The 19511-nt window shown below is 39.9% G+C and carries 25 protein-coding genes; 9 read left to right on the plus strand and 16 right to left on the minus strand.

What is annotated here, in order from left to right; all coding sequences use genetic code 11:
• The first annotated feature begins 38 nt into the window (after nt 1-38).
• Both JNUCC25_RS19035 and JNUCC25_RS19040 read left to right on the plus strand, forming a co-directional pair.
• Entirely contained in the window at nt 39-197 is a 159-nt protein-coding gene (locus JNUCC25_RS19035; protein ID WP_155660636.1) for a hypothetical protein, read from the plus strand.
• 424 nt (nt 198-621) lie between these two features.
• Nucleotides 622-1200: a YjgB family protein gene (locus JNUCC25_RS19040; protein WP_194719226.1), complete on the plus strand. Its 579-nt coding sequence runs from the start codon at nt 622-624 to the stop codon at nt 1198-1200.
• A gap of 27 nt (nt 1201-1227) precedes the next feature.
• On the opposite strand, the gene JNUCC25_RS19045 is transcribed toward JNUCC25_RS19040, so the two are convergent.
• The 3 genes from JNUCC25_RS19045 to JNUCC25_RS19055 form a co-directional block, all read right to left on the minus strand.
• A complete protein-coding gene (locus tag JNUCC25_RS19045) occupies nt 1228-2070 on the minus strand; it encodes a GNAT family N-acetyltransferase (RefSeq protein ID WP_029323637.1) in 843 nt (280 codons plus the stop codon).
• Nucleotides 2067-2732, minus strand: coding sequence for a cyclase family protein (locus JNUCC25_RS19050; RefSeq protein WP_029323640.1), 666 nt, complete (start codon nt 2730-2732; stop codon nt 2067-2069). The genes JNUCC25_RS19045 and JNUCC25_RS19050 overlap by 4 nt, the downstream gene beginning before the upstream one ends.
• Before the next feature lie 94 nt (nt 2733-2826).
• Entirely contained in the window at nt 2827-3954 is a 1128-nt protein-coding gene (locus tag JNUCC25_RS19055; RefSeq protein WP_029323643.1) for a 2-methylaconitate cis-trans isomerase PrpF family protein, read from the minus strand.
• A 184-nt stretch (nt 3955-4138) separates the two neighbouring features.
• On the opposite strand from JNUCC25_RS19055, the gene JNUCC25_RS19060 reads away from it, so the two are divergent.
• The 3 genes from JNUCC25_RS19060 to JNUCC25_RS19070 all read left to right on the plus strand — a co-directional run bounded on the left by JNUCC25_RS19060 (nt 4139) and on the right by JNUCC25_RS19070 (nt 6842).
• The gene (locus tag JNUCC25_RS19060) at nt 4139-4999 is read left to right on the plus strand and encodes a LysR family transcriptional regulator (RefSeq protein WP_025750019.1); all 861 of its coding nucleotides are present in this window, start codon (nt 4139-4141) and stop codon (nt 4997-4999) included.
• 296 nt (nt 5000-5295) lie between these two features.
• Nucleotides 5296-6612 carry a CitMHS family transporter gene (locus tag JNUCC25_RS19065; RefSeq protein WP_029323647.1) on the plus strand — a complete coding sequence of 439 codons (1317 nt, stop codon included), beginning with the start codon at nt 5296-5298 and terminating at the stop codon, nt 6610-6612.
• A gap of 68 nt (nt 6613-6680) precedes the next feature.
• On the plus strand, nt 6681-6842 hold the full coding sequence (locus tag JNUCC25_RS19070) for a hypothetical protein (RefSeq protein ID WP_013058488.1): 162 nt from the start codon (nt 6681-6683) through the stop codon (nt 6840-6842).
• A gap of 131 nt (nt 6843-6973) precedes the next feature.
• Here JNUCC25_RS19070 and JNUCC25_RS19075 read toward each other — a convergent pair whose 3' ends face one another.
• Nucleotides 6974-7654, minus strand: a complete 681-nt coding sequence (locus JNUCC25_RS19075) for a hypothetical protein (RefSeq protein WP_029323649.1) — start codon at nt 7652-7654, stop codon at nt 6974-6976.
• 163 nt (nt 7655-7817) lie between these two features.
• Here JNUCC25_RS19075 and JNUCC25_RS19080 point away from each other — a divergent pair, with 163 nt between their 5' ends.
• Nucleotides 7818-8054 carry a hypothetical protein gene (locus JNUCC25_RS19080; RefSeq protein ID WP_013058490.1) on the plus strand — a complete coding sequence of 79 codons (237 nt, stop codon included), beginning with the start codon at nt 7818-7820 and terminating at the stop codon, nt 8052-8054.
• A 73-nt stretch (nt 8055-8127) separates the two neighbouring features.
• Here JNUCC25_RS19080 and JNUCC25_RS19085 read toward each other — a convergent pair whose 3' ends face one another.
• From JNUCC25_RS19085 to JNUCC25_RS19100, 4 genes are all read right to left on the minus strand, one after another.
• Nucleotides 8128-8277 carry a hypothetical protein gene (locus JNUCC25_RS19085; RefSeq protein WP_013058491.1) on the minus strand — a complete coding sequence of 50 codons (150 nt, stop codon included), beginning with the start codon at nt 8275-8277 and terminating at the stop codon, nt 8128-8130.
• 140 nt (nt 8278-8417) lie between these two features.
• A complete protein-coding gene (locus JNUCC25_RS19090; protein ID WP_064472016.1) occupies nt 8418-9062 on the minus strand; it encodes a Bax inhibitor-1/YccA family protein in 645 nt (214 codons plus the stop codon).
• 145 nt (nt 9063-9207) lie between these two features.
• On the minus strand, nt 9208-9789 hold the full coding sequence (clpP, locus tag JNUCC25_RS19095; protein ID WP_034271305.1) for an ATP-dependent Clp endopeptidase proteolytic subunit ClpP: 582 nt from the start codon (nt 9787-9789) through the stop codon (nt 9208-9210).
• Between the two features lie 29 nt (nt 9790-9818).
• Nucleotides 9819-10484, minus strand: coding sequence for a sigma-70 family RNA polymerase sigma factor (locus JNUCC25_RS19100; protein ID WP_047750040.1), 666 nt, complete (start codon nt 10482-10484; stop codon nt 9819-9821).
• A gap of 152 nt (nt 10485-10636) precedes the next feature.
• Here JNUCC25_RS19100 and JNUCC25_RS19105 point away from each other — a divergent pair, with 152 nt between their 5' ends.
• The gene (locus JNUCC25_RS19105) at nt 10637-11176 is read left to right on the plus strand and encodes a DUF2199 domain-containing protein (protein ID WP_064472017.1); all 540 of its coding nucleotides are present in this window, start codon (nt 10637-10639) and stop codon (nt 11174-11176) included.
• A 39-nt stretch (nt 11177-11215) separates the two neighbouring features.
• On the opposite strand, the gene JNUCC25_RS19110 is transcribed toward JNUCC25_RS19105, so the two are convergent.
• The 3 genes from JNUCC25_RS19110 to JNUCC25_RS19120 all read right to left on the minus strand — a co-directional run bounded on the left by JNUCC25_RS19110 (nt 11216) and on the right by JNUCC25_RS19120 (nt 14266).
• Nucleotides 11216-12466, minus strand: a complete 1251-nt coding sequence (locus JNUCC25_RS19110; RefSeq protein WP_078082095.1) for a C40 family peptidase — start codon at nt 12464-12466, stop codon at nt 11216-11218.
• Nucleotides 12467-12645: 179 nt separating this feature from the next.
• On the minus strand, nt 12646-13845 hold the full coding sequence (locus JNUCC25_RS19115; RefSeq protein ID WP_029323662.1) for an MFS transporter: 1200 nt from the start codon (nt 13843-13845) through the stop codon (nt 12646-12648).
• Nucleotides 13814-14266, minus strand: a complete 453-nt coding sequence (locus JNUCC25_RS19120) for a MarR family winged helix-turn-helix transcriptional regulator (RefSeq protein WP_013058498.1) — start codon at nt 14264-14266, stop codon at nt 13814-13816. Before JNUCC25_RS19120 ends, JNUCC25_RS19115 begins: the two co-directional genes overlap by 32 nt.
• A gap of 253 nt (nt 14267-14519) precedes the next feature.
• Between JNUCC25_RS19120 and JNUCC25_RS19125 the strand changes: the two genes are divergently transcribed.
• Nucleotides 14520-14948 carry a hypothetical protein gene (locus JNUCC25_RS19125; protein ID WP_029323664.1) on the plus strand — a complete coding sequence of 143 codons (429 nt, stop codon included), beginning with the start codon at nt 14520-14522 and terminating at the stop codon, nt 14946-14948.
• A 21-nt stretch (nt 14949-14969) separates the two neighbouring features.
• Here JNUCC25_RS19125 and sigH read toward each other — a convergent pair whose 3' ends face one another.
• From sigH to JNUCC25_RS19140, 3 genes are all read right to left on the minus strand, one after another.
• Nucleotides 14970-15620: an RNA polymerase sporulation sigma factor SigH gene (gene sigH, locus JNUCC25_RS19130; RefSeq protein WP_013058500.1), complete on the minus strand. Its 651-nt coding sequence runs from the start codon at nt 15618-15620 to the stop codon at nt 14970-14972.
• A 385-nt stretch (nt 15621-16005) separates the two neighbouring features.
• The gene (locus JNUCC25_RS19135) at nt 16006-16161 is read right to left on the minus strand and encodes a DUF3934 family protein (protein ID WP_162837669.1); all 156 of its coding nucleotides are present in this window, start codon (nt 16159-16161) and stop codon (nt 16006-16008) included.
• A 77-nt stretch (nt 16162-16238) separates the two neighbouring features.
• Nucleotides 16239-16439 (minus strand): cold-shock protein, encoded by a 201-nt coding sequence (locus tag JNUCC25_RS19140; protein WP_013058502.1) that lies wholly within the window; start codon nt 16437-16439, stop codon nt 16239-16241.
• Between the two features lie 501 nt (nt 16440-16940).
• Between JNUCC25_RS19140 and JNUCC25_RS19145 the strand changes: the two genes are divergently transcribed.
• Complete coding sequence (locus JNUCC25_RS19145) at nt 16941-17594, plus strand: hypothetical protein (protein WP_454222324.1); 654 nt, start codon at nt 16941-16943, stop codon at nt 17592-17594.
• A gap of 40 nt (nt 17595-17634) precedes the next feature.
• On the opposite strand, the gene JNUCC25_RS19150 is transcribed toward JNUCC25_RS19145, so the two are convergent.
• Both JNUCC25_RS19150 and JNUCC25_RS19155 read right to left on the minus strand, forming a co-directional pair.
• Nucleotides 17635-17748, minus strand: a complete 114-nt coding sequence (locus JNUCC25_RS19150) for a YjcZ family sporulation protein (protein WP_013058504.1) — start codon at nt 17746-17748, stop codon at nt 17635-17637.
• A 373-nt stretch (nt 17749-18121) separates the two neighbouring features.
• Complete coding sequence (locus tag JNUCC25_RS19155) at nt 18122-19510, minus strand: amino acid permease (protein ID WP_013058506.1); 1389 nt, start codon at nt 19508-19510, stop codon at nt 18122-18124.
• Between the last annotated feature and the right edge of the window lies 1 nt (nt 19511).

The raw sequence follows: 19511 nt of genomic DNA on the forward strand, positions 1-19511 counted from the left end.
GACTTTTCCTGAGCGATATTTTTTAAGAGGTGTTAACGTTGAAATTGATGAAAGAATTATCTGGAGTAGCTATTGGACTCATTATCGCTTTGGCGGTTTCAAAAATCTTTTTTGATACCCCGACCAATATTGGAATCGTAGTTATTTTTATTAGTAGTATGGTAGTAACAGGTATAGCAAGAGCGAAATTAAGATAAGATAAAGCACCATCTTTTATTAGTAAAGTTTATTAGTAAAGTGGTGTTTTCTTTTGGCTGCTTTAGTATATAGTAATCTCGGTTAATATCTAATGTTTTATAATGAATTAGGATTGTCCCTATACTACGTTTTTTACCTAATAAAGGAATAGAAACCAATCTTTTCACCTATGATAAATGAATCGTTTTTTGCTTTTCACCTTACCTGACGTTTATATTCTGAAAGGCGTGTTACATTATATATATCAGTTACCAACTCAACCAAGACTCCTTGACTACTCCCACAAAGGTTCACCTAGGCGGATGCTGCCTACCCCGCAAGGGGGGCGGCAGACGCTTAGGTCTAGCAACTCCGACCTACCTGCTCTTTAGGTAGGTCGGAGTTGCTAAATCGATATAAATAAAGGAGGAAACGATTGTGAAAATGAAACAACGTTTTTCAAAAGTAGCTGCCGCTGCAACGATTACAGGAATTGCTGCGTTTGGATTTGCTCCTGTGGCTCAGCTTGATACCCCAGCACACGCAGCTACATCTCAAGAAACAAGCAGTCAAAATCAAACAGCTGTAAAAAACATTAACGAAATTTATAATGCGGCGGTGCAAGGCGAAGTGCCGCGCTTAACAGCAGACTTAAAAATTGGCAAAAGCCTGCGTCAAGATGTTCGAGATCAGTTCGGTCCTCCGCCTGAAGGTTCATCAAATAACTTTGACTACTATCATGCGGAAATGGGTCACCCTGGATATGCATTTGGCTATGACCAAAATAATGTCATTAACGAAATCCGCTATTTTGGTACAAATGTAGAGCGTCAAACAAATCTAGGGTCCATCACGCAAGCTAACTTAAAGAAAGAATTAGGTCAGCCGAACTTTACAAGCAAAGTAAAAGGTGATGGTACGACTCAAACGAAGTACACGTATCATGCCGGCGCCTATGATCTTGAATTTATTTTTGATGATAGCAAAACGTTAAATCACGTAAACTTAGTTGAAAAGCCTTAAGTAATAGAAAAAGTAGCAGACAGCCTGCTACTTTTTTTCATGAAATAAAACCAGTGCTGAATCGGCTACGTGTTCATACCCAATCTCCATATAAATCTTGTTAGACGTAGGGTTTGTCATATCTGTGTATAGGCTTGTTGTTTGAAACCCTTCATCTAGCATAAGCTGAGAAAGCGCGGATACACAGCTTGAGGCATAGCCTTTTTTACGTTCTTTTTGAGGTGTGTACACAAAGTTAATTGTAACGTTATGGGCCGTTGGACGCGTAGCATTGGCAATCGACACACACTTGCCATTCACTTCCCATAAAAATAACCGTCCTGCTTTAATAAAAGCTTCTCCTGTTTTGACAGCTTGTTCTTTCGATATAGGCTCCCCAATGATATACATAAACTCTCGAACCCACTCCGTTACGAGCGAAAGGTGCTCCAACCTTGCTTTTACCAGCATTCCTTCAGCATCCGCAGCTTTTTTTACTTTGTCTAACCGGTAAATGCGCTGATCCATTTTCAAAGAAGCTTCTTGATTTTTTAAATCTGCTAGTTTTTGAGAAAGATATAAAACCGTTTGTCTTTCTCCAACTAAGCCCGGTATGTCGATTTCTTGTAATAGCTCTGCCGCTTCGCTTAGTTCACCCTCCGTTAGCTTCTGTATTTGAGAAAGTATGATTTGCTTAGGATGCGTTTGCAGTAACACAAGCACAACACGGCTATCTTTAAAAATAACGCCCATAAAATTTGGTTTGCTGCTTTCATTTAAGCCGTGTAAAATGCCAAGCGCTAAGTTATGCAGAACTTCATTTTTTGATAAAAGCAGCTCTACTTGGTTTTTAAATTCCTGTACTTCTCTATATCTATGTAACTGGATCATTTTCTTTCTACCTCCGCAAATGCTCTTACCGGAAACGTTCCGGCTCCTTTTATTTTAGGAGGCACAGCGTAAAATAAAAAGGACTCGGTTAGTTGATCTAAGTGACATAAGTGTTCAGCAATCACAATATCCGCCCCTAACAGCAGCGTATGAGCTGGTCTTGCTTTTCCTTTTGTGTCGTCAATATTCATCGAATCAATTCCGACAAGAGCGGGCTGTTGAGACACTAAATAAGCTGCCGCGCTTTCCGTTAAGTATGGATGGTTTTCTAAATAATCGTCTGTATTCCAGTAGCGATCCCATCCCGTATGAATTAATACCGCTTTGCCTTTTACGTCTATATGTTGAAAATGAGATTCATCAATAGCCGTTAAAGTCGGGTCAACCGAAACGACTATTCCTTCCAGTCCGGCTGTTTTATCAATAGCCGTTTGAGCCAAATCCGCTCCGTCTTTGTATCTGTGAAACGGCACGTCAATATACGTACCGGTATTCGTGACCATTTCAATTTTACCGATTTGAAATTCAGTCCCTGGTTCATAAAGCTTCTTAGACGCTTCTCGGCTCAAATAGTCGCAAATGATTGGTGCCGGCAAGCCTTTATGTGTGATAACTCCGTCTTCAATGATGTGGCTTAAATCAATATACGTTCTTTTTTTCATACTCCCACCCGCTTTTTCAATATTCAGTAAAAATATTCTAACATAAAAAAGCTCTTCCTAGTTTCCTAGAAAGAGCTTTTTTTAGAGAACATTATTAACTTGATAAACATACATCGTACGTGTGCTTTGTATAAACAAATCCTTCAAAAATAAGACGGGCTGTACGCACTACTTTGATTCCATTAACCTGTCCATCTTTTAGATCCACACTGGTTTCCATAATTCCCATTGGATGAGCAAGCCGAACGGTATCGCCTTTTAGTTGAACCATTTCTGACAGAAGCGTGCCTTTTGTATAAATAGCCGCCGTTGTACAAATTGCTCCTGTAATCGCAAGCGTTTGATGCGGTTTTTGCATCGACATCATGCGAATTAATACGTCCATTTGAGAAGCAGCTTTTTCTCTGCCAGTCCCGTCGCGATGGTCCATAGGAGGAGCAATAATCGTCATTTTTGGAACCGCTGGTGATAGTTTAGTTGCTTTGTTTTGAGGTGCAAGCCCCGCTTTTTCCGCTGCAATGGAACGAATTTCTTCAAATAGCTTCAGCTGTTTGTCCGTGTATTCATGCGGAAGTTCTGTTCCCTTTAGGCCAATATCCCCTGCTTTAACAAATACAAGCGGATTTCCTACATCAACAATTGATGCTTTTATTGTCCCAATGGATGTTTGCAGAAGATCAATAGCGTTCCCGGTCGGAAGCAGTTTTCCAGTAACAGCTCCTTCTCCGTTTTCAAACGAAAGATAAATGGGTGAACCCGTACCTGGCACTCCAGGAATCATACACGATCCTTCTGTTTTCACTTTTCCGTTTTCTACTTCTACTTCCGCTACGATTACTTTTTTCGTATTCGTATTATAAATCCGCACTTTGGTCACCGGTTCCACAGGTTGTACAATTCCTTGTTCGATGGCATAAGGTCCGACCGCTGAAGAGATATTGCCGCAGTTTCCCTTAAAATCAACGAGGGATTCGCTGATGCTGACCTGTGCAAACGTGTAATCTACGTCAGCTTTCTCTAAATCTGATTTTTTTATAATCGCAATTTTACTCGTCAGCGAATTGGCTCCACCTAACCCGTCAATTTGACGTTGATCCGGACTTCCCATTATATCTAGCAAAAACGGTTCCCAATCAGATTTGTTCACAGGCATTTCTTCATGATTGATAAAAACCCCTTTACTCGTTCCACCTCTCATAACCGTTACAGGAATGCGCGTCATATTAATCACCTTTCTCCCCTACTAACAAACGCCGAGGCGTTCATCAAACCATTTTATTTTTTTACTATTTAGAACCGGTTCATTTGCCATTTATCGTATAATAGAGGTGGTCATAAGTAAAATACATAAAATTTATTGTCTTTTTAAAAATTTTTTTATAATCTAAATACAAGGGGGAATTGGGATGGATCAAAAAGATTGGATATTAATTAAAACGCTTCACGAAGAAAAGAACATTACGCGAACGGCTGAAAGGCTCTACGTATCGCAGCCTTCTTTAAGCTACCGCCTTAAAAATCTTGAAGAAGAATTTGGCGTGTCGCTTTTCTTCAAAACGAAAAAAGGAATTGAGTTTACATCTGAAGGTGAGCATCTTGTTCGCTATGCGGAAAATATGTGGAAGCAGCTGCAGGAAACAAAAGACAGCATGCGTAATATGAGCGAAACCGTTACGGGAACGCTTCGCTTAGGGGTATCGAGTAACTTTGCACAGCATAAGCTTCCTAAAATTTTAAAACAGTTCTCTCTTCACTACCCAAATGTACAGTTCAGCGTCAATACGGGCTGGAGTACGCAAGTTATGAATCTATTAGACTCTTCGCGTGTGCACGTTGGTATTTTACGAGGCAATTATCCGTGGAACGGAGAAAAATCACTGCTGACGAAAGAACGGCTCTGCTTAATTTCGAAAAAAGAGATTGCGATCGATGACTTGCCGAACCTGCCTTATATTAATTATAAAACCGATACGTCGCTAAAAGATCTCATTCAAGACTGGTGGCATGACAAGTTTTCAGAGCCTCCGTTTGTGGCAATGGAAGTTGACCGGCAAGAAACGGCCAAAGAAATGGTCAAAAATGATTTAGGCTTTGCAATTTTACCTGAAATTTGCCTTCACTCCAGCGACAACTTATATACATACGGACTTTCGTACCGAGATGAATCACCTTTGCTTCGAAACACGTGGCTCATGTATGATCCTTCTTACTTGAATTTATCGGTCGTGAAAGCATTTATTGACTTTTTAAAGCTAAGTGAAAAATAAAGCAAAAGCTAAAAAGTTTGCGTCTTGGAAGAATCTCTCTTTTAGACCAAGCTTTTTTCTAGACTACCATTATAAAAATTTTTTATGAACTTTCTAAAAAAACCTATATTTCCTTTATTTTTAAAAATGTACTAACATGAAAACAAGAAACATCAGCGGGAGTAAAGAGCGGCTTTAAAAATTCTTAATAATCAAACTACTACTCATACATGGGGATGAGAGATGTTAGTCACGTTTTTTTACTCTAAAAGAAAACGCTTTCAGAGAAAAGAGGGAAAATAAAGGAGGTTGTTTGAATGCTAGCACTACTAGGTTTTACAATGATTATTGTCTTTACGTATCTCATTATGTCAAAAAGGATGTCTCCTATCGTAGCTTTAATGGTCATTCCACTTCTTTTTGCGGTGATTGGAGGGTTTGGTAAAGGCGTCGGAGACATGATGCTAGAAGGGTTAAAACAAGTAGCTCCGTCAGCTGCGATGCTGCTGTTCGCCATCTTATATTTCGGGGTTATGATTGATGCCGGACTGTTTGATCCACTAATTAAGCAGCTGTTAAAAATCGTAAAAGGCGATCCGCTTAAAATCGTCATCGGAACGGCTCTTTTATCGCTTTTAGTTGCACTAGACGGAGACGGTACAACCACTTATATGATTACGGTTTCTGCTCTTCTTCCCCTTTATAAACGCCTGAATATGAGTCCGTTAGTGTTAACGACAGTTGCGATGCTTTCTCTTAGTATCATGAGCAGTATGACGCCTTGGGGAGGCCCGGCTACTCGTGCGATTGTCTCCCTTCACCTCGATGCATCAGAGTTCTTTATTCCACTTCTTCCAACGTTAATTGGCGGAGCTTTGTGGGTAATCTTTACAGGCTATATCCTTGGGAAAAAAGAGCGAAGACGACTTGGTGCTATTGACATCGAGCAGTTTGAATTAAAAAGCACGCTTGCTTTTGCTGAAGACGCGTCCTTAACTTCTCAAGAAGATATTACACAGCCTAAAAAAATCTGGATTAACTTAGCTTTAACCATTGCACTCATGGTCGTGTTAGTTTCTGGCATTTGGTCTGTTTCCGTTTTATTTATGATTGGTTTTGCGCTTGCTCTTATGATTAACTATCCAAAACTCGAGGATCAAAAAGAACGTTTAATGGCTCATGCAGGCAACGCGTTAACCGTTGCAGCGCTTGTTTTTGCAGCTGGTATTTTTACAGGAATACTATCCGGCACTAAAATGGTTGACGAAATGGCCAGCCTGTTAATTCATTTAGTCCCTGATTCACTCGGTACGTTTTTACCGACAATCGTCGCTTTAACAAGCATGCCGTTTACATTTGTGATGAGTAACGATGCCTATTATTTTGGTGTTTTACCTATCTTCGCTGAAACTGCAGCTTCTTACGGAATTGATCCAATGGAAATTGCGCGAGCTTCAGTACTCGGACAACCTGTTCATCTGTTAAGTCCGCTCGTTGCGTCTACTTTCTTACTTGTAGGTATGGTAGGTGTTGATCTTGGTGAACATCAGCGCTTTGCATTTAAATGGGCCGTTTTAACGTCTCTTGTTCTGATTGTCCTTGCTATCATCACAGGCGCACTTACACTATTTTAATAGGGAATAAAAGCTGTCATGGCTTTTTATTAATAAATTGATAAATGATAGGTGGAGGTACTTCTAAAATGTATGTAATTACGTGTTATGTAGGAAAAGGTGAAATGAGAATGTACGAGTTTGACAGTAAAGAAGAAGCGCTCTCTCAGCTAAAAAAGCTGAAAGGCTGCAGTATTCTTTCAGAAGTTGTTTACTTTAATGATTCGTCGGTTATTCCGATAGCTATTTAATTACGCAGCACTCAGCCCTATAGGTACAAACTTGATAAGCTTCCTTTCGCTCAAAAGGAAGCTTCTTTTTTTATGTTTTTTGCAAACTCCTACCAAGAAGGTTATAAAGCAGCTGCCAACCCCCTTTCCTCTCATGGACGTTTTGTTACGTTCGGCTCGTTTTGTTTTCTTGCTTCAATCATATCAATAATTCGATTGGTATGTGGAGTTAACACTGCGCATTTCTGATAGAAGGCTCCGTCTACAACAAGCAGCTCTTCATCCATCCCGCAAAACTTACAGCGCAGCTCTTGTGGTCCTGCGTAAGAGGTGTGATAAACACTATCGTTAAAGATGGTATAAAAAGTATTTCGTTGCTGAGCATCGTAAAAGCCATATTCTTTATTACTTTCATCACGATAATTAACTCCATAGTTCCGTTCAAATTCTTCTTGAGTAAATCCATCCTGCAAAAGTTCATTTTGTACTAGTTCCCTTAAACAATCCTCTATTTCCTCACCGTTAAATGAACAATCATGCACGTAAACTTCTGTTTCTTCGCTACTGTTCTCTTTTACCATCATTTCGCTGCCGCAAATCTTACAGGGGTGTTTAGGACGCTGTTGATCAAAATAAGAGAGAGTTTGGACCTTTTCAACTACTATTTCATCGCTCACCTTTTTAAACTTAATCATCACATTTTCTGTTTGACTGACGTTTTCGTTATATAACATCACTTCGTATTCATCTATATTCTTTCCGTTTTCTGTTCGACTCCAATATTCAACTACTTCATATGAAGAAATAGTAAAAAACTCTTTAAAATTCACCACTAGCATGCATCCTTCCAAAAAAGTTTACGTTCTCTGTGTACTAAGCACGCTCTATACTACCATTTTTTCAAAGACTCGCACCACTAAACGAACTTGTTTTAGATTCGCATATCCTTTCTTTATCCGGCATACATAACACTAACCCTTTTATAAGGAGGATTTCATGAATACGTATATAATCATCAGCATTGGCGTTGTTGCCAGCGCATTTTTATTTCGGAAATATCGAAAGCAAGTCGTTGAAATATATACAATCAGTGAATTTATTCACGCTAAAAACGGCGCGGTCGCTACAAGCTCCACGTGGTTTGACAAGTTTTTTAAAGAACCTTACGCTACCGGACCAAACTATGAAAAAACAGAGGATGACGTTAGCGAGGATGGAGATGGCGGAGAATAACTAAAACAAAAAAAGGTTGAGACATGACTACATCACTTTAATTTAAAGACGAACAAATTGGGCAAATGATCTATTATGGCTTGCTTATTAGACCGCTGTTTATTTCCGTGCAAGACTTTCGCTTTCCGCGGGCGGCCGCTGAGCCTCCTCGTCGCATAGGCTCCTGCGGGGTCTCACCTGTTCCGCTTCTCCCCCAGGAGTCTCCGTCTTGTCCTCCAATCAACAGCTAGAAGCAACTAAGTAGATTAAATCTACGCTCATCCTACCAATAAAAAAATCCGAACGTTGAAGATTCTCCATCAAGAATCTTCAACGTTCGGATCTTCCTTCAGCTAAAACACTTTTGTCCCAGCCTCTTTCTTATTAATCGTCGCTTCCTAAAATACCAAAAAAGCGAAGCAAGTTGATGAATAGATTAATAAAATCTAAATACAAAGACAATGCCAAAATCGGAACAAGCTCTTCAGTGATTTCACTGTGCTTCATTTTATTAAAATCATACAGCACATATAGTGAGAAAACGATGGTACCAATCACTGAAAATGCCATCAGTCCAGGCGTTGTTAATGGACTAAACAGCGAGAAAATGCTGATGCACACTAATGCTAACAGCGCCACTAATAAAAAGCTGCCTAAAAACCCTAGATCTTTTTTTGTTTTTGCGCCAATTACACCCATCACCGTAAAAATAACGAACGTGCTTCCAAACGCATAAAGAACGACTTGCGCCCCCGCTACTGATGCATAGTAGCTGACAATCGGAAACAGCGTGATGCCTGATATAAATGAAAAAGCATATGTAAAGCCATATCCTACGCTTTTTTTCTTTCGTAACATAAATGCGGCAACCAGCATCACAAGTTCAGCAATCGCTAATGGAAGGAAATAAGCCGGCGGCACATATTGACCTGCGTATAAGCCAACTGTTGAAATAAATAACGAAAAAATAAATGTGACTAATACTTTTTGAAACAGAGACCGCTGCTCTACTCCAATCACTTCTTGCATGTGTAAAACCTTCTTTCTAAAATCTGTTATATTTTATATAATACCTACCTTTTAAAGAAAAATAAAGATAATACTAAGGTCTTTTTTCTTATTTCTATAGACAAGCAAGCATAGACGCTGCCGTCTATGCTTCCTTATCACCTATTTATTTCGGCAACAGAATACCATCAATAATTCCGTAAGTCATTGCTTCTTCAGCGCTCATAAAATAATCTCGTTCCGTATCGTTTGCCACTTTTTCAACCGGCTGTCCCGTTCGTGTTGATATGATTTCATTAATATGTTGCTTTAATTTTAAAATCCGCCGAGCGCTAATTTCAATTTCAGTCGCCTGCCCTCTAGCTCCTCCTAGCGGCTGATGAATCATCACTTCACTATTCGGAAGCGCATAGCGCTTTCCTTTTGCTCCTGCTAGGAGAAGCAGTGCGCCAAAAGAAGCGGCCATGCCCGTGCAAATTGTTTGAACGTCCGGCTCGATGTACTGCATCGTATCATAAATCGCAAACCCTGCGGAAGTCGAACCTCCGGGGCTGTTAATATACAGTGAAATATCTTTTTTAGGATCATCTGCCGCAAGAAATAAGAGCTGCGCGACCACGCTGTTGGCAATATGATCATTGATTTCATCACCAATTAAAATAATTCGGTCTTTTAACAGCCTTGAATAAATATCATACGAACGTTCACCGCGGTTGCTTTGTTCAATTACATATGGAATGGTACTCATATATATCCTCCCTATCACACGTAATATGGCTATGCAGCCATGCAGAGAGTGCATGTCGGAGTATACGTTGGTTTTTGAATGACGCTTTTTAAGGAAGGCAACTCCCGAATCAAAAGTGCTGGGTCCTGCGCTTCTAACGTTTTATAAAACAGTTCTGACAGCTTTTTACGCTCTCTTTCATTCCAAAAAGAGTCTGTAGAAAACGGCTCACTGTCTTTTTCTAACCGCTGCTTAGCACGATGTAAATTGCTTTTCACCGCTGTTTCTGACGTTTGTAAAATCGAAGCGATCTCTTTCAGCTGATAGCGAAAGCCTTCTTTTAAGAAAAAGATAACCGCTTGCTTCGGCGTAAATTGACTAAGCAGCAGTTCGACCGAGTGTCCCTTACTATCAAACGCATGCTTGTCGGCTTGTTGTTCCAAAGCTTTTTCTTCGACTATTCCTTCACGCTTTCGTTTTCGCAGCAGGTCAATCCAGTGGTGGTACGCAATTTTATTTAACAGCGCAGAAGACAAATTGTGCTCTTCGCCTTTATATCGCTGAGCTTTTAAAAACGTTTCTTGCGCGATATCATCTCCGTCCCACACATTTTGTGCTAAAAAGCGGCAGTACTGCTGCAGTTTTGGGTAATGCTCGTTCCAGCAAGCCTCATCAAAGCTTTCTGTTTGTTTTTCAATTTTTTTTGAATGTGACATGGTTTTCACTCCTTTTGCACTCTCTATTTACTAAACGATTAAAGGAAGTTCAAAAGATACGGGGAATCAAACTTTTTTATACATTATACGCTTAAGCAGCCATTTTTTTGTATTATAATGAAGATACTTTTATCTGAGGAGTCTAAAATGATATGCGAAGAAGACGATTATACGGCAAAAAGAAAACGAACAAACTTCACTATAAAGACTTAACCTGTGAACACCCTCCGCCCGCTTTGCCTATGAGTTATACAAGTGAAGCTCCTTTTTACTATTATGAGGCGTCAGAAGACGAAAAACAAAACGACTTTGAACTATATTCAGAGATTTGCATCATGAATCAAGAACATTTTTTCGTCAGAGGCTGCGTTGAAATTCCCGTTCTTAATGAAGACGACCCTTTCATTTGGAACATTTGGGTTTCTTTAAGCGAAGAAAATTTCCGCCGAATGATAGATTTATGGGAAAGTGACAAAAGAGAAAATGAACCGCCTTATTTCGGCTGGTTTTCAGTTTCAATTCCAGGCTATCCGGAAACGTTAAATTTAAAAACAAAAGTGCATACAAGATCTGTTGGAACACGGCCGCTCATTGAATTAGAGCCGACCGATCACCCTTTAGCCGTCGAGCAGCGGGAAGGGATAACGCTAGAGCGAATCAAAGACATACAAAAACAATTGACTTCGTATTAAAAAACCAAGACAGCCCCAGACTGTCTTGGTTTTTTACCTTTATGGCATGCGCTTTGCTCCGTAGTATTTAGGCGCCCAGTAGCTGTCTACTTTATAGTTTGTAATTTTCACGCCCTCAGATGTAGATACGTGAACGACGTAATCATTTCCAATATAGATAGATGGAATAAGCGAACTTCCTTCAAAAAAGACGAGATCTCCTGGCTTCAAGTCAGATTTTGAAATGGTTTCTCCTGTTTCCCACTGCTGACTCGCATAGCGCGGAATGTCTTTTCCAGCTGCTTCTTTGTAAATGTATTGAACAAAACCAGCCGTATCAAAGCCTGTAGAAGGACTTGTCCCACCTTGTGCGTAAGGTACTTCTCCTACATATTTAAGAGATTCCGTCACAAATGGATTGTCTTTTGACAGCGATAAGTCATCGTAGCGTCTTGCTCCTGCGTACTTAGACGTCCAGTAGCTGCTTGTCAGGTAATCCACCGTCACATTTTCGCTGCGCTTGGCATGAATAAACTGATTGCCGCCTGCGTAGATGCCGACGTGTGAAATCCCTTCACGATACGTATCTTTAAAAAAGATAACGTCTCCTGGCTTTAAATCTGTGCGAGCAACTTCTTCTCCAACTTGCCACTGCTGATCGGTTGATCTCGGAAGGTACACGTCCGATGCGTGTTGAAATACATATGCAACAAATGCAGAACAGTCAAAGCCGTCCGTTGGCGACTCGCCTCCGAATACATATGGTGTACCGAGATGTTTTAATGCTTCTGCAATGACTTCATTATCTTTTGCAATTTCCGGTGCTCCTGTAATGCGCTTTGCTTTGGCGAAATGTGATGACCAATACGCGCTACTTGAAATGTTTTTCACCACAACTTTTCCATCTGAAGAAGATGCATAAATCATTTCATCGTCTCCGATATAAATAGCGGCTACGTTCACTTCACCGTTTTCATCCGTGTCAAAAAACAATACATCGCCTGCCTGCAGCTCGTTTTTATCGATATCTGTTCCAAGCTCTGACTGTTCTTTCACGGAACGAGGAAGCGTTGTATCAAGCGCTTGCTTAAACACATATTGAACGAAGCCAGAGCTGTCAAACCCTTCGCTTAGCGTCTCTCCTCCAGACGTATAATCCGCTCCTTCATACGTTTTTGCTTTGTCAGCAATCACGTTTTCATCTGTTGCAGCCTGTACTTGCACAGCTTTTTCTCCAGGAAAAGCGCCTTCATAAAAAGTGGCAAGACTAAGCCCTAACGCTGTGACCATAAGAGGTTTCATTACTTTCATATTTGTTCTCCTTTGTTTTTTATTTCATCCAAGAAGTTTTATATGTAAATGGTTCCCCTGTTAAAGTATGGTGCAGATGGATAGGAATTGGCTAGTACCTTTTGACTTAAATATGCTTCCCTTCCAAAGTCCTGTAAAAAATCCAGAAAAAAACTCGGCGCATATTACGCCGAGTTTTTTTATTTCATGCCCACCTGGATATTTGCTGCTTTTTGTTTTTGACGTAAATTTGCAATCCACTTGTAATAAAGTGTAATCAAAAGAACAAAAATCCCAAGCGCAAAGTACAGTTTTGAATACCCTAAAGCACCTGCTGCAATTCCTAATACAAATGAACCAACCGCAATACCGCTATCATAAAACGTAAAGAATGTAGCAGTTGCATATGCGCTTCGGTGAGCAGGCGCCGCTTGAATCGCAAGAGTTTGGAAGCTAGGAAGCAGCGTTCCGTAGCCTAGTCCTACTAACGCACCTGAAAACAGCAGCATCCAAGAAGAATGTGTAAAGCTTAAGCTAAATAGACCAATCGCAAAGACAATACATGATGGAATAATCACAATGTTTGGGCCAGATTTATCAAATAATCTTCCTGTAAACGGTCGTGAAATCAGCATCGCAGCTGCGAACACGACAAAGAAAAAGCTTGCTGTTTTAATCAATCCAAGCGACTGTGCGTACACAGAAATAAAAGAAATAATACTTGCATACGAAAAAGAAACGAGTATACCTACAGATGAAATCGGCATGGATTTCTTTTCAAACAAATCGCTCAGTGAAAATGATTTCTTTACTGACGGAGCAGCGTTTTCTTGAAGATTTTTGACCATCATTCCGCACAGCCAGCCAACGAGCATAATCACGCCAAATACAAGGAAAATAATGTTGTATGCCATGTACTGATGAAGCGTTAGTGCTAAAAACGGCCCTGCAACAACGGCTAAGTTCATTGACATTCCGAAGTAGCCAAGTCCTTCTCCTCGTCGCTTAGCGGGAACTAAATCCGCTGCAATCGCTCCGGTGACGGTTGTCGCTAAGCTGAATGAAATTCCTTGGAAGAAACGCAGTAATAAAAGCACGTTAAAATGGTGGATAAGCATATACAAGAAGGAAGAAAGCGCAAAAATGAGGGTACTAAATACAAGCGTTTTTTTCTTTCCAATGTTTTCAATGACTTTCCCTGAAAACGGTCTAACAATAATCGCAGATAATAAAAAGATGGTAATAACAAGCCCTGCCTGCGTACTCGTGCCGTCTAAGGCGTCTAATACATAAATCGGCAGCAGCGTCAGCAATGCATAAAACACGACAAAAATAAAAAAGTTGGTAATCGCAATGCTGATAAAGCTTTTAGTCCAGATTGGCTCCTGCTGGTTCGTCATTCATTTCACCCTTTTCTGTAGATTTACAAATTTTCTTTAATAACGAGATAAGCTGATCTTGTTCGCTGTCGGATAAAGCAATCAGCAAATTTTCTTCTAAACGTTCAATTTCTTGCTGAATTTCCGGAAGCTTTTTCTTCGCTTGAGGAGATAAATAAACGATGCGCTCTCGTTTATCACTGCCTGCTTTTCGAACGATCCATCCGCTTTTTTCAAGCCTTGTTAACGTGCGGGTAACCGTTGGCGCTTCGACATTTAAATACTGCCAAATCTCTGTTTGCGTCATTGAGCCGAATCGCTTTAAACAAAATAAAATTGAATACTGTGAGCTGTATAGCCCGTACGCCTTTAACACTTCATTTACTTCTTTAATAGACAATCTCGACTTTTGATGAAGTTCATGAAACACCAAGTTATTCACTTTTCCCACCTCACCTTTCTATTTTATTTACCTAGGTAACTAATTGTTCTTTTATTAGTATATGTGCTGCTACTTGATGTGTAAAGGCGTCTAAACAGAGCGAAAACCAGCTTTTTTCTCTCATTTTCTACTAATGATTTACGCTTTCACTTCTGTTTTCTTATTCTTTCGTATCACGAAACTTTTTGTATATATTTACATGCACCTGCAAACTCTGTTAAAGAAGACGAAACAATATGCGGGAGGCTGGTATATGTTTTCACTGCGCGGCGATGCTCATAAAGTCTACCTTAAACTGAAAAAAGCGGCTCATCAAAACCAAAACGCAGAAGAAATTGATGAATTAGCGGAAATGGAAGAAATTCGGCAGCTTTACCTTACGCTCGGCAGCGCTACTTTGCGAAAAGTGTATTACCGAATGATCAAAGAAAAAAATGGCTCCGGCGTCATCCCTATCCTTGTTTCTGCCTTGCCTTGGCTCTTTTTTTTATTTTCCCAGCGGCTGCAGCAATTTTTATTTAAAGACGGCAGCTGGTTTTGGATTATTTTTGTGGTGCTGTATGTTTTTATTCTCATTCCAAGCGTGTTCCTTCATTTCCGTGAACAATCGTGGGCTTCTGTTCATATTGAAATTATTCAAGACATTTTAAAAGACCGTGAAAAAGAGCCGAACCCCCTTTAAGGTCCGGCTGTTTTTTACCTATTATGAAATAGCTTGTCTGCTTTCTACGTCTCGACCTAACTTTCTTTTGATGCGCTGCAGCGCGTTGTCAATTGACTTGACGTGCGTATTTAATTCTTTCGAAATTTCAGCGTATGAATGGCCGTCCATGTACAGCGTCAATGCTTTTCTTTCCAATTCACTAAGTGTTTCCGCAATTTTTAACTCGCGGTCTTCCACTTTTTCTTGATGAATCAGCACCGCTTCCGGGTTAGCAATTTGATCGCCAGGAATCATATCCATCAGCGTATAGTTTGATTCTTCATCATACAGAGGCTTGTCCAATGAAATGTACGAATTTAACGGACCGTGTTTTTGACGAGTAGCCGTTTTAATTGCCGTAATGATTTGTCTTGTGATACATAACTCCGCAAACCCTTTAAAAGATGTTAGCTTGTCTTCGTTAAAGTCGCGAATTGCTTTGTACAGTCCAATCATTCCTTCTTGGACGATATCTTCTTTTTCAGCACCAATCAAAAAGTATTTTCTTGCTTTACCCCTCACAAGATTTTGATACTTGTTGATTAAATACTCTAATGATTTTTCGTCTCCACTATGAACCATTTCAACCAAAACATGATCTTCTAACATAGCATAATTTTGAACTTTTTCAATTACGATGCCTACGCTCACTCATATCCCCCCGTTACACTTAGTTGAGTTTTGATGTGTTCTAAACTGATGCATGATCTACTTGTTACGACGCTACTGCAATACGGTCCAGAAACGTAAAAAGCGTACAGAGTAAACTGTCGCTTTCCTCTCTCACTTTATGCTCCCCTGCATCTTTCTATAATCTATTATAAAGAAGTATAACCGATAAAAATCAAAAAGGTTGTCGAAATATGAAAGTGTTTGCAAAAAAAATCAATTTTTATAGAAAATTCACGCAAATCACTTTATTATTTCATATAGTGACGGCAATCTGTAAAAAAAGCAATAAAAAAATACTTCCATATGAAATAAACTTACTCAAGCAGAGTAAGTCGAAGTTGCAGATGATACTGCGCATATAGGATTAGTTGCCTTCCGGCTTATCAGCATTTTTTGTTCCCTTGCTTTTATAAGGCTTTGCATTTTTCTTCTTTTTTGCACTCGCCTGCCAGCGGTTCCACCCTTTTTTGCCGGTGCCTCGCCCCGTGCCGCCTTTACCTTTTGCTTTACTCATACGTATTCCTCCGTTACCTGCGTGTTTGCTACAATAAAAAAAGACCCCGTCCAAAGTCGGAGTCTTTTTTGGATTGCATAAAATTATGCTTTTACAACGTTAGCAGCTTGTGCACCGCGTTGACCTTGCTCGATGTCGAAAGTCACTTTTTGACCTTCATCTAAAGATTTGAATCCGTCGCCTTGAATTGCGCTGAAATGTACGAATACATCTTCTCCGCCTTCAATTTCGATGAAACCGAAACCTTTTTCTGCATTAAACCATTTTACTGTACCTTCAGTCATACTATTTCCTCCAGTGGTGGAATTACTCCACGCATATATTACTACCCTTGCTCAATCGTACTATTTCCAGATAAAAATTTCTATTGAAGAATATTTCTCTTCTTTCAATTTCATACCGAACAAAAATAATTAACCTTAGTGTAACATATCAATTTAGAAATAGCAAGTTTCTGTTCTAAGACAGACTTTATACTAATTACGTATCTGCTAAAAGCCTACGGGCAGCTTTGAGGATACCAACATATCTGGATTGTGATGCGGCATAAGGTTTTTTCATTCAGCAATATGTATCATCTCCACAAAAATAAATATTTTATATCCTGCTTTCTAAGAACTATGCCACTTATAAATGGACATGCACATTTTTTATCAATTTACTTTCTACTCTCTTTCCACCCACGCAATAAAATAACCATTAATTACAAAAAAAGATAATAATAGTATATAATGATACGTGATTTATAACTAAGGAGGAACAACATAATTCGTGAACGATCACTTTTGATAAAAGGACTCACCTTTTTACTAGCTGTTTTTATTTTAAACATCCCTTTTCCTAACTCAACGCCGCTCAGTCATTCTGTCTTTTCTTTTTTAGGTCTTCCCATCTATGGAGATGAAGAAACAATGACGGGAATTCAATACGCTAGCAATGCATGGGGAATTATACTTTTACTTGGTCTTTTTGCCCTTTACAAAAGTTTAAATCGTCATCGTTTAAAACTAACGATTTTAGCTGCGTTTATTGTCATATCGGGTCCTGGTCATATGGTTGAAGCGATGCAAAAAACCGTATTACCAGGTATGTATGTCGTTTCTTACGATGCAGAAAACAGCATTTGTACATTTGAGAGAAATAAAGAAGAAACCGTATTAACGGGCACCTGTGACCTTTCATTTGAAAATCACAGCTCAAAACCCGTTACGTTTGAAGTAGCACTGGATGAGCGCTCCTATTTTAAAGAAGATACCCCTTTTTTACTTATGATGAATAAGCCTAGGCTTCATACTGTTACGTTGGAACCAAAGACGTATCAAACTGTCGAAATCACTTCCTCTGTCAAAGCAGCAGACTTTCCTTCTAAAATCTCTATGAGTGAAGTAAACGGTTTTCATGTAAACATTTATCAAAACGGGAAAAAGCGTTATTTATAAGCATAGAAAAAGCCCTTATAGGGCTTTTGAAATGAGTGAATTACCAGCCAAAGCCTCCGCCGTAGCAGCTGCAGCCGATGATCACTAATAAAATAAATAATACAACTAATAAAGCAAAACCAGATCCATGACCATATCCAGCGTTTCCAGACATACGAACACTTCCTTTTCTTTAGTTACTCTTTCCTCAAGAAAAACGCCGTTTGCATTTCGCTTGAGTTGGATTATCTTATGCCTGAACACGCCGTTTTGACTCTGCTTTTTTCTTTTTTCTTTTTCCTTCTTGCCATGCACCTCATTATTAAAAGAAGAAAACAGCCTAAGAAAAGCGCTGACTTCGGTTCTTCCCCTCTGTCCAAAAGAGATTAAGGCATAACGAAATCAATCCAATCTAAAGACGAACAAATGAGATACATGAGCTGAAACTTACGTTCACCATACCAATAAAAAAATCCGAACGCGTTACATTCATCGTTCGGATCTTCTCCTTAAACTAAAATGCTTTATAGCCTCTCTTACAAAATCATTTATTTCACTAGCTTACGTCTTTCAGAAGACCGTACTTCCGCACGCTTTCCGATACCTAGTACATAGTAGCTCAGTACGACAATAGCTAAAAAGATAATGCCGACAATCAGCGATATGCGCGTTTCATCATTAAACCACATGCCTACAAGCACCATAAGTAAAAACGCAATGGTTACGTAGTTCGTCACAGGAGCAAAAGGCATTTTAAATGGATGTTGATCCATCGCCGCTCCTTTTGCTTTTCGAAAACGAATTTGACTGATGAGAATCACAAACCACGGAATCATACCTGGAAGCACGCTCGCACTGTACACGTACACAAAAACGTTTGGCGGTGCAATATAATTTAAGACAACGCCCGCCGCTAAGCCAATCATCACCGCAACGGTACTATAAATAGGCACACCGTTTCGAGAAACCTTTGTAAAAAAGGCTGGAGCCTGACCGTTTATACCTAGCGTGTAAAGCATACGTCCTGCACTGAAAATTCCGCTGTTGCATCCAGACATTGCTGCTGTGATGACAACAAAGTTAATAATGCCCGCCGCTGCTGTAATTCCTACTTTAGCAAACGTAGAAACAAACGGACTGCCGAGTGAATCCAGCTCGTTCCACGGATACACCGTTACAATCACAAAGATGGCGCCGATATAAAAAATTAAAATACGCCAAATTAAGCTTTGAATTGCACTTGTTAACGTTTTTTTAGGATCTTTTGCTTCTCCTGCTGTAATTCCAATAAGCTCTACTCCTTGATAGGCAGCAATAACAAGCGACAGGGCAAAGAAAAAGCCTGACCATCCGCCTGTAAAGAAACCGCCGTTTGCCCACAAATTCGACAGCCCAAGCGCTTCGCCGCCGTTTCCAAGACCGAAGAAAATAAGGCCAAGACCAGCAATAATCATGAGAACAATCGTAACAATTTTAATCATTGCAAACCAAAACTCAAACTCTCCAAAAGATTTCACTGAAATTAAATTGGCCCCACCGAGAATGACCATGGCGACAATTCCGGGAACCCACGCCGGTAAATGAGGGAACCAGTACTGCATATAAGCTCCGACTGCAATAATTTCTGCCATGCCGACAATCACCCATTGAAACCAGTTGCTCCAAGCTGTGATATAGCCAGCTAACGGGTGAATATATTTATGACCAAATGTCGCAAACGAACCCGTACTTGGCTCTAAATAGAGCATCTCACCCATTGCACGCATAATAAAGAAAATAAAAACGCCGCAAATAGCATACGCAAGCAGGACGGATGGCCCCGTCCATTTAATGGTGCTTGCTGAACCCATGAATAACCCTACCCCAATGGTTCCTCCAAGAGCAATCATTTGGATATGACGAGATTCAAGCCCTCTTTTTAACTCTTTGTTTGCCAAT

The organism is Priestia sp. JNUCC 25, from assembly GCF_053667915.1.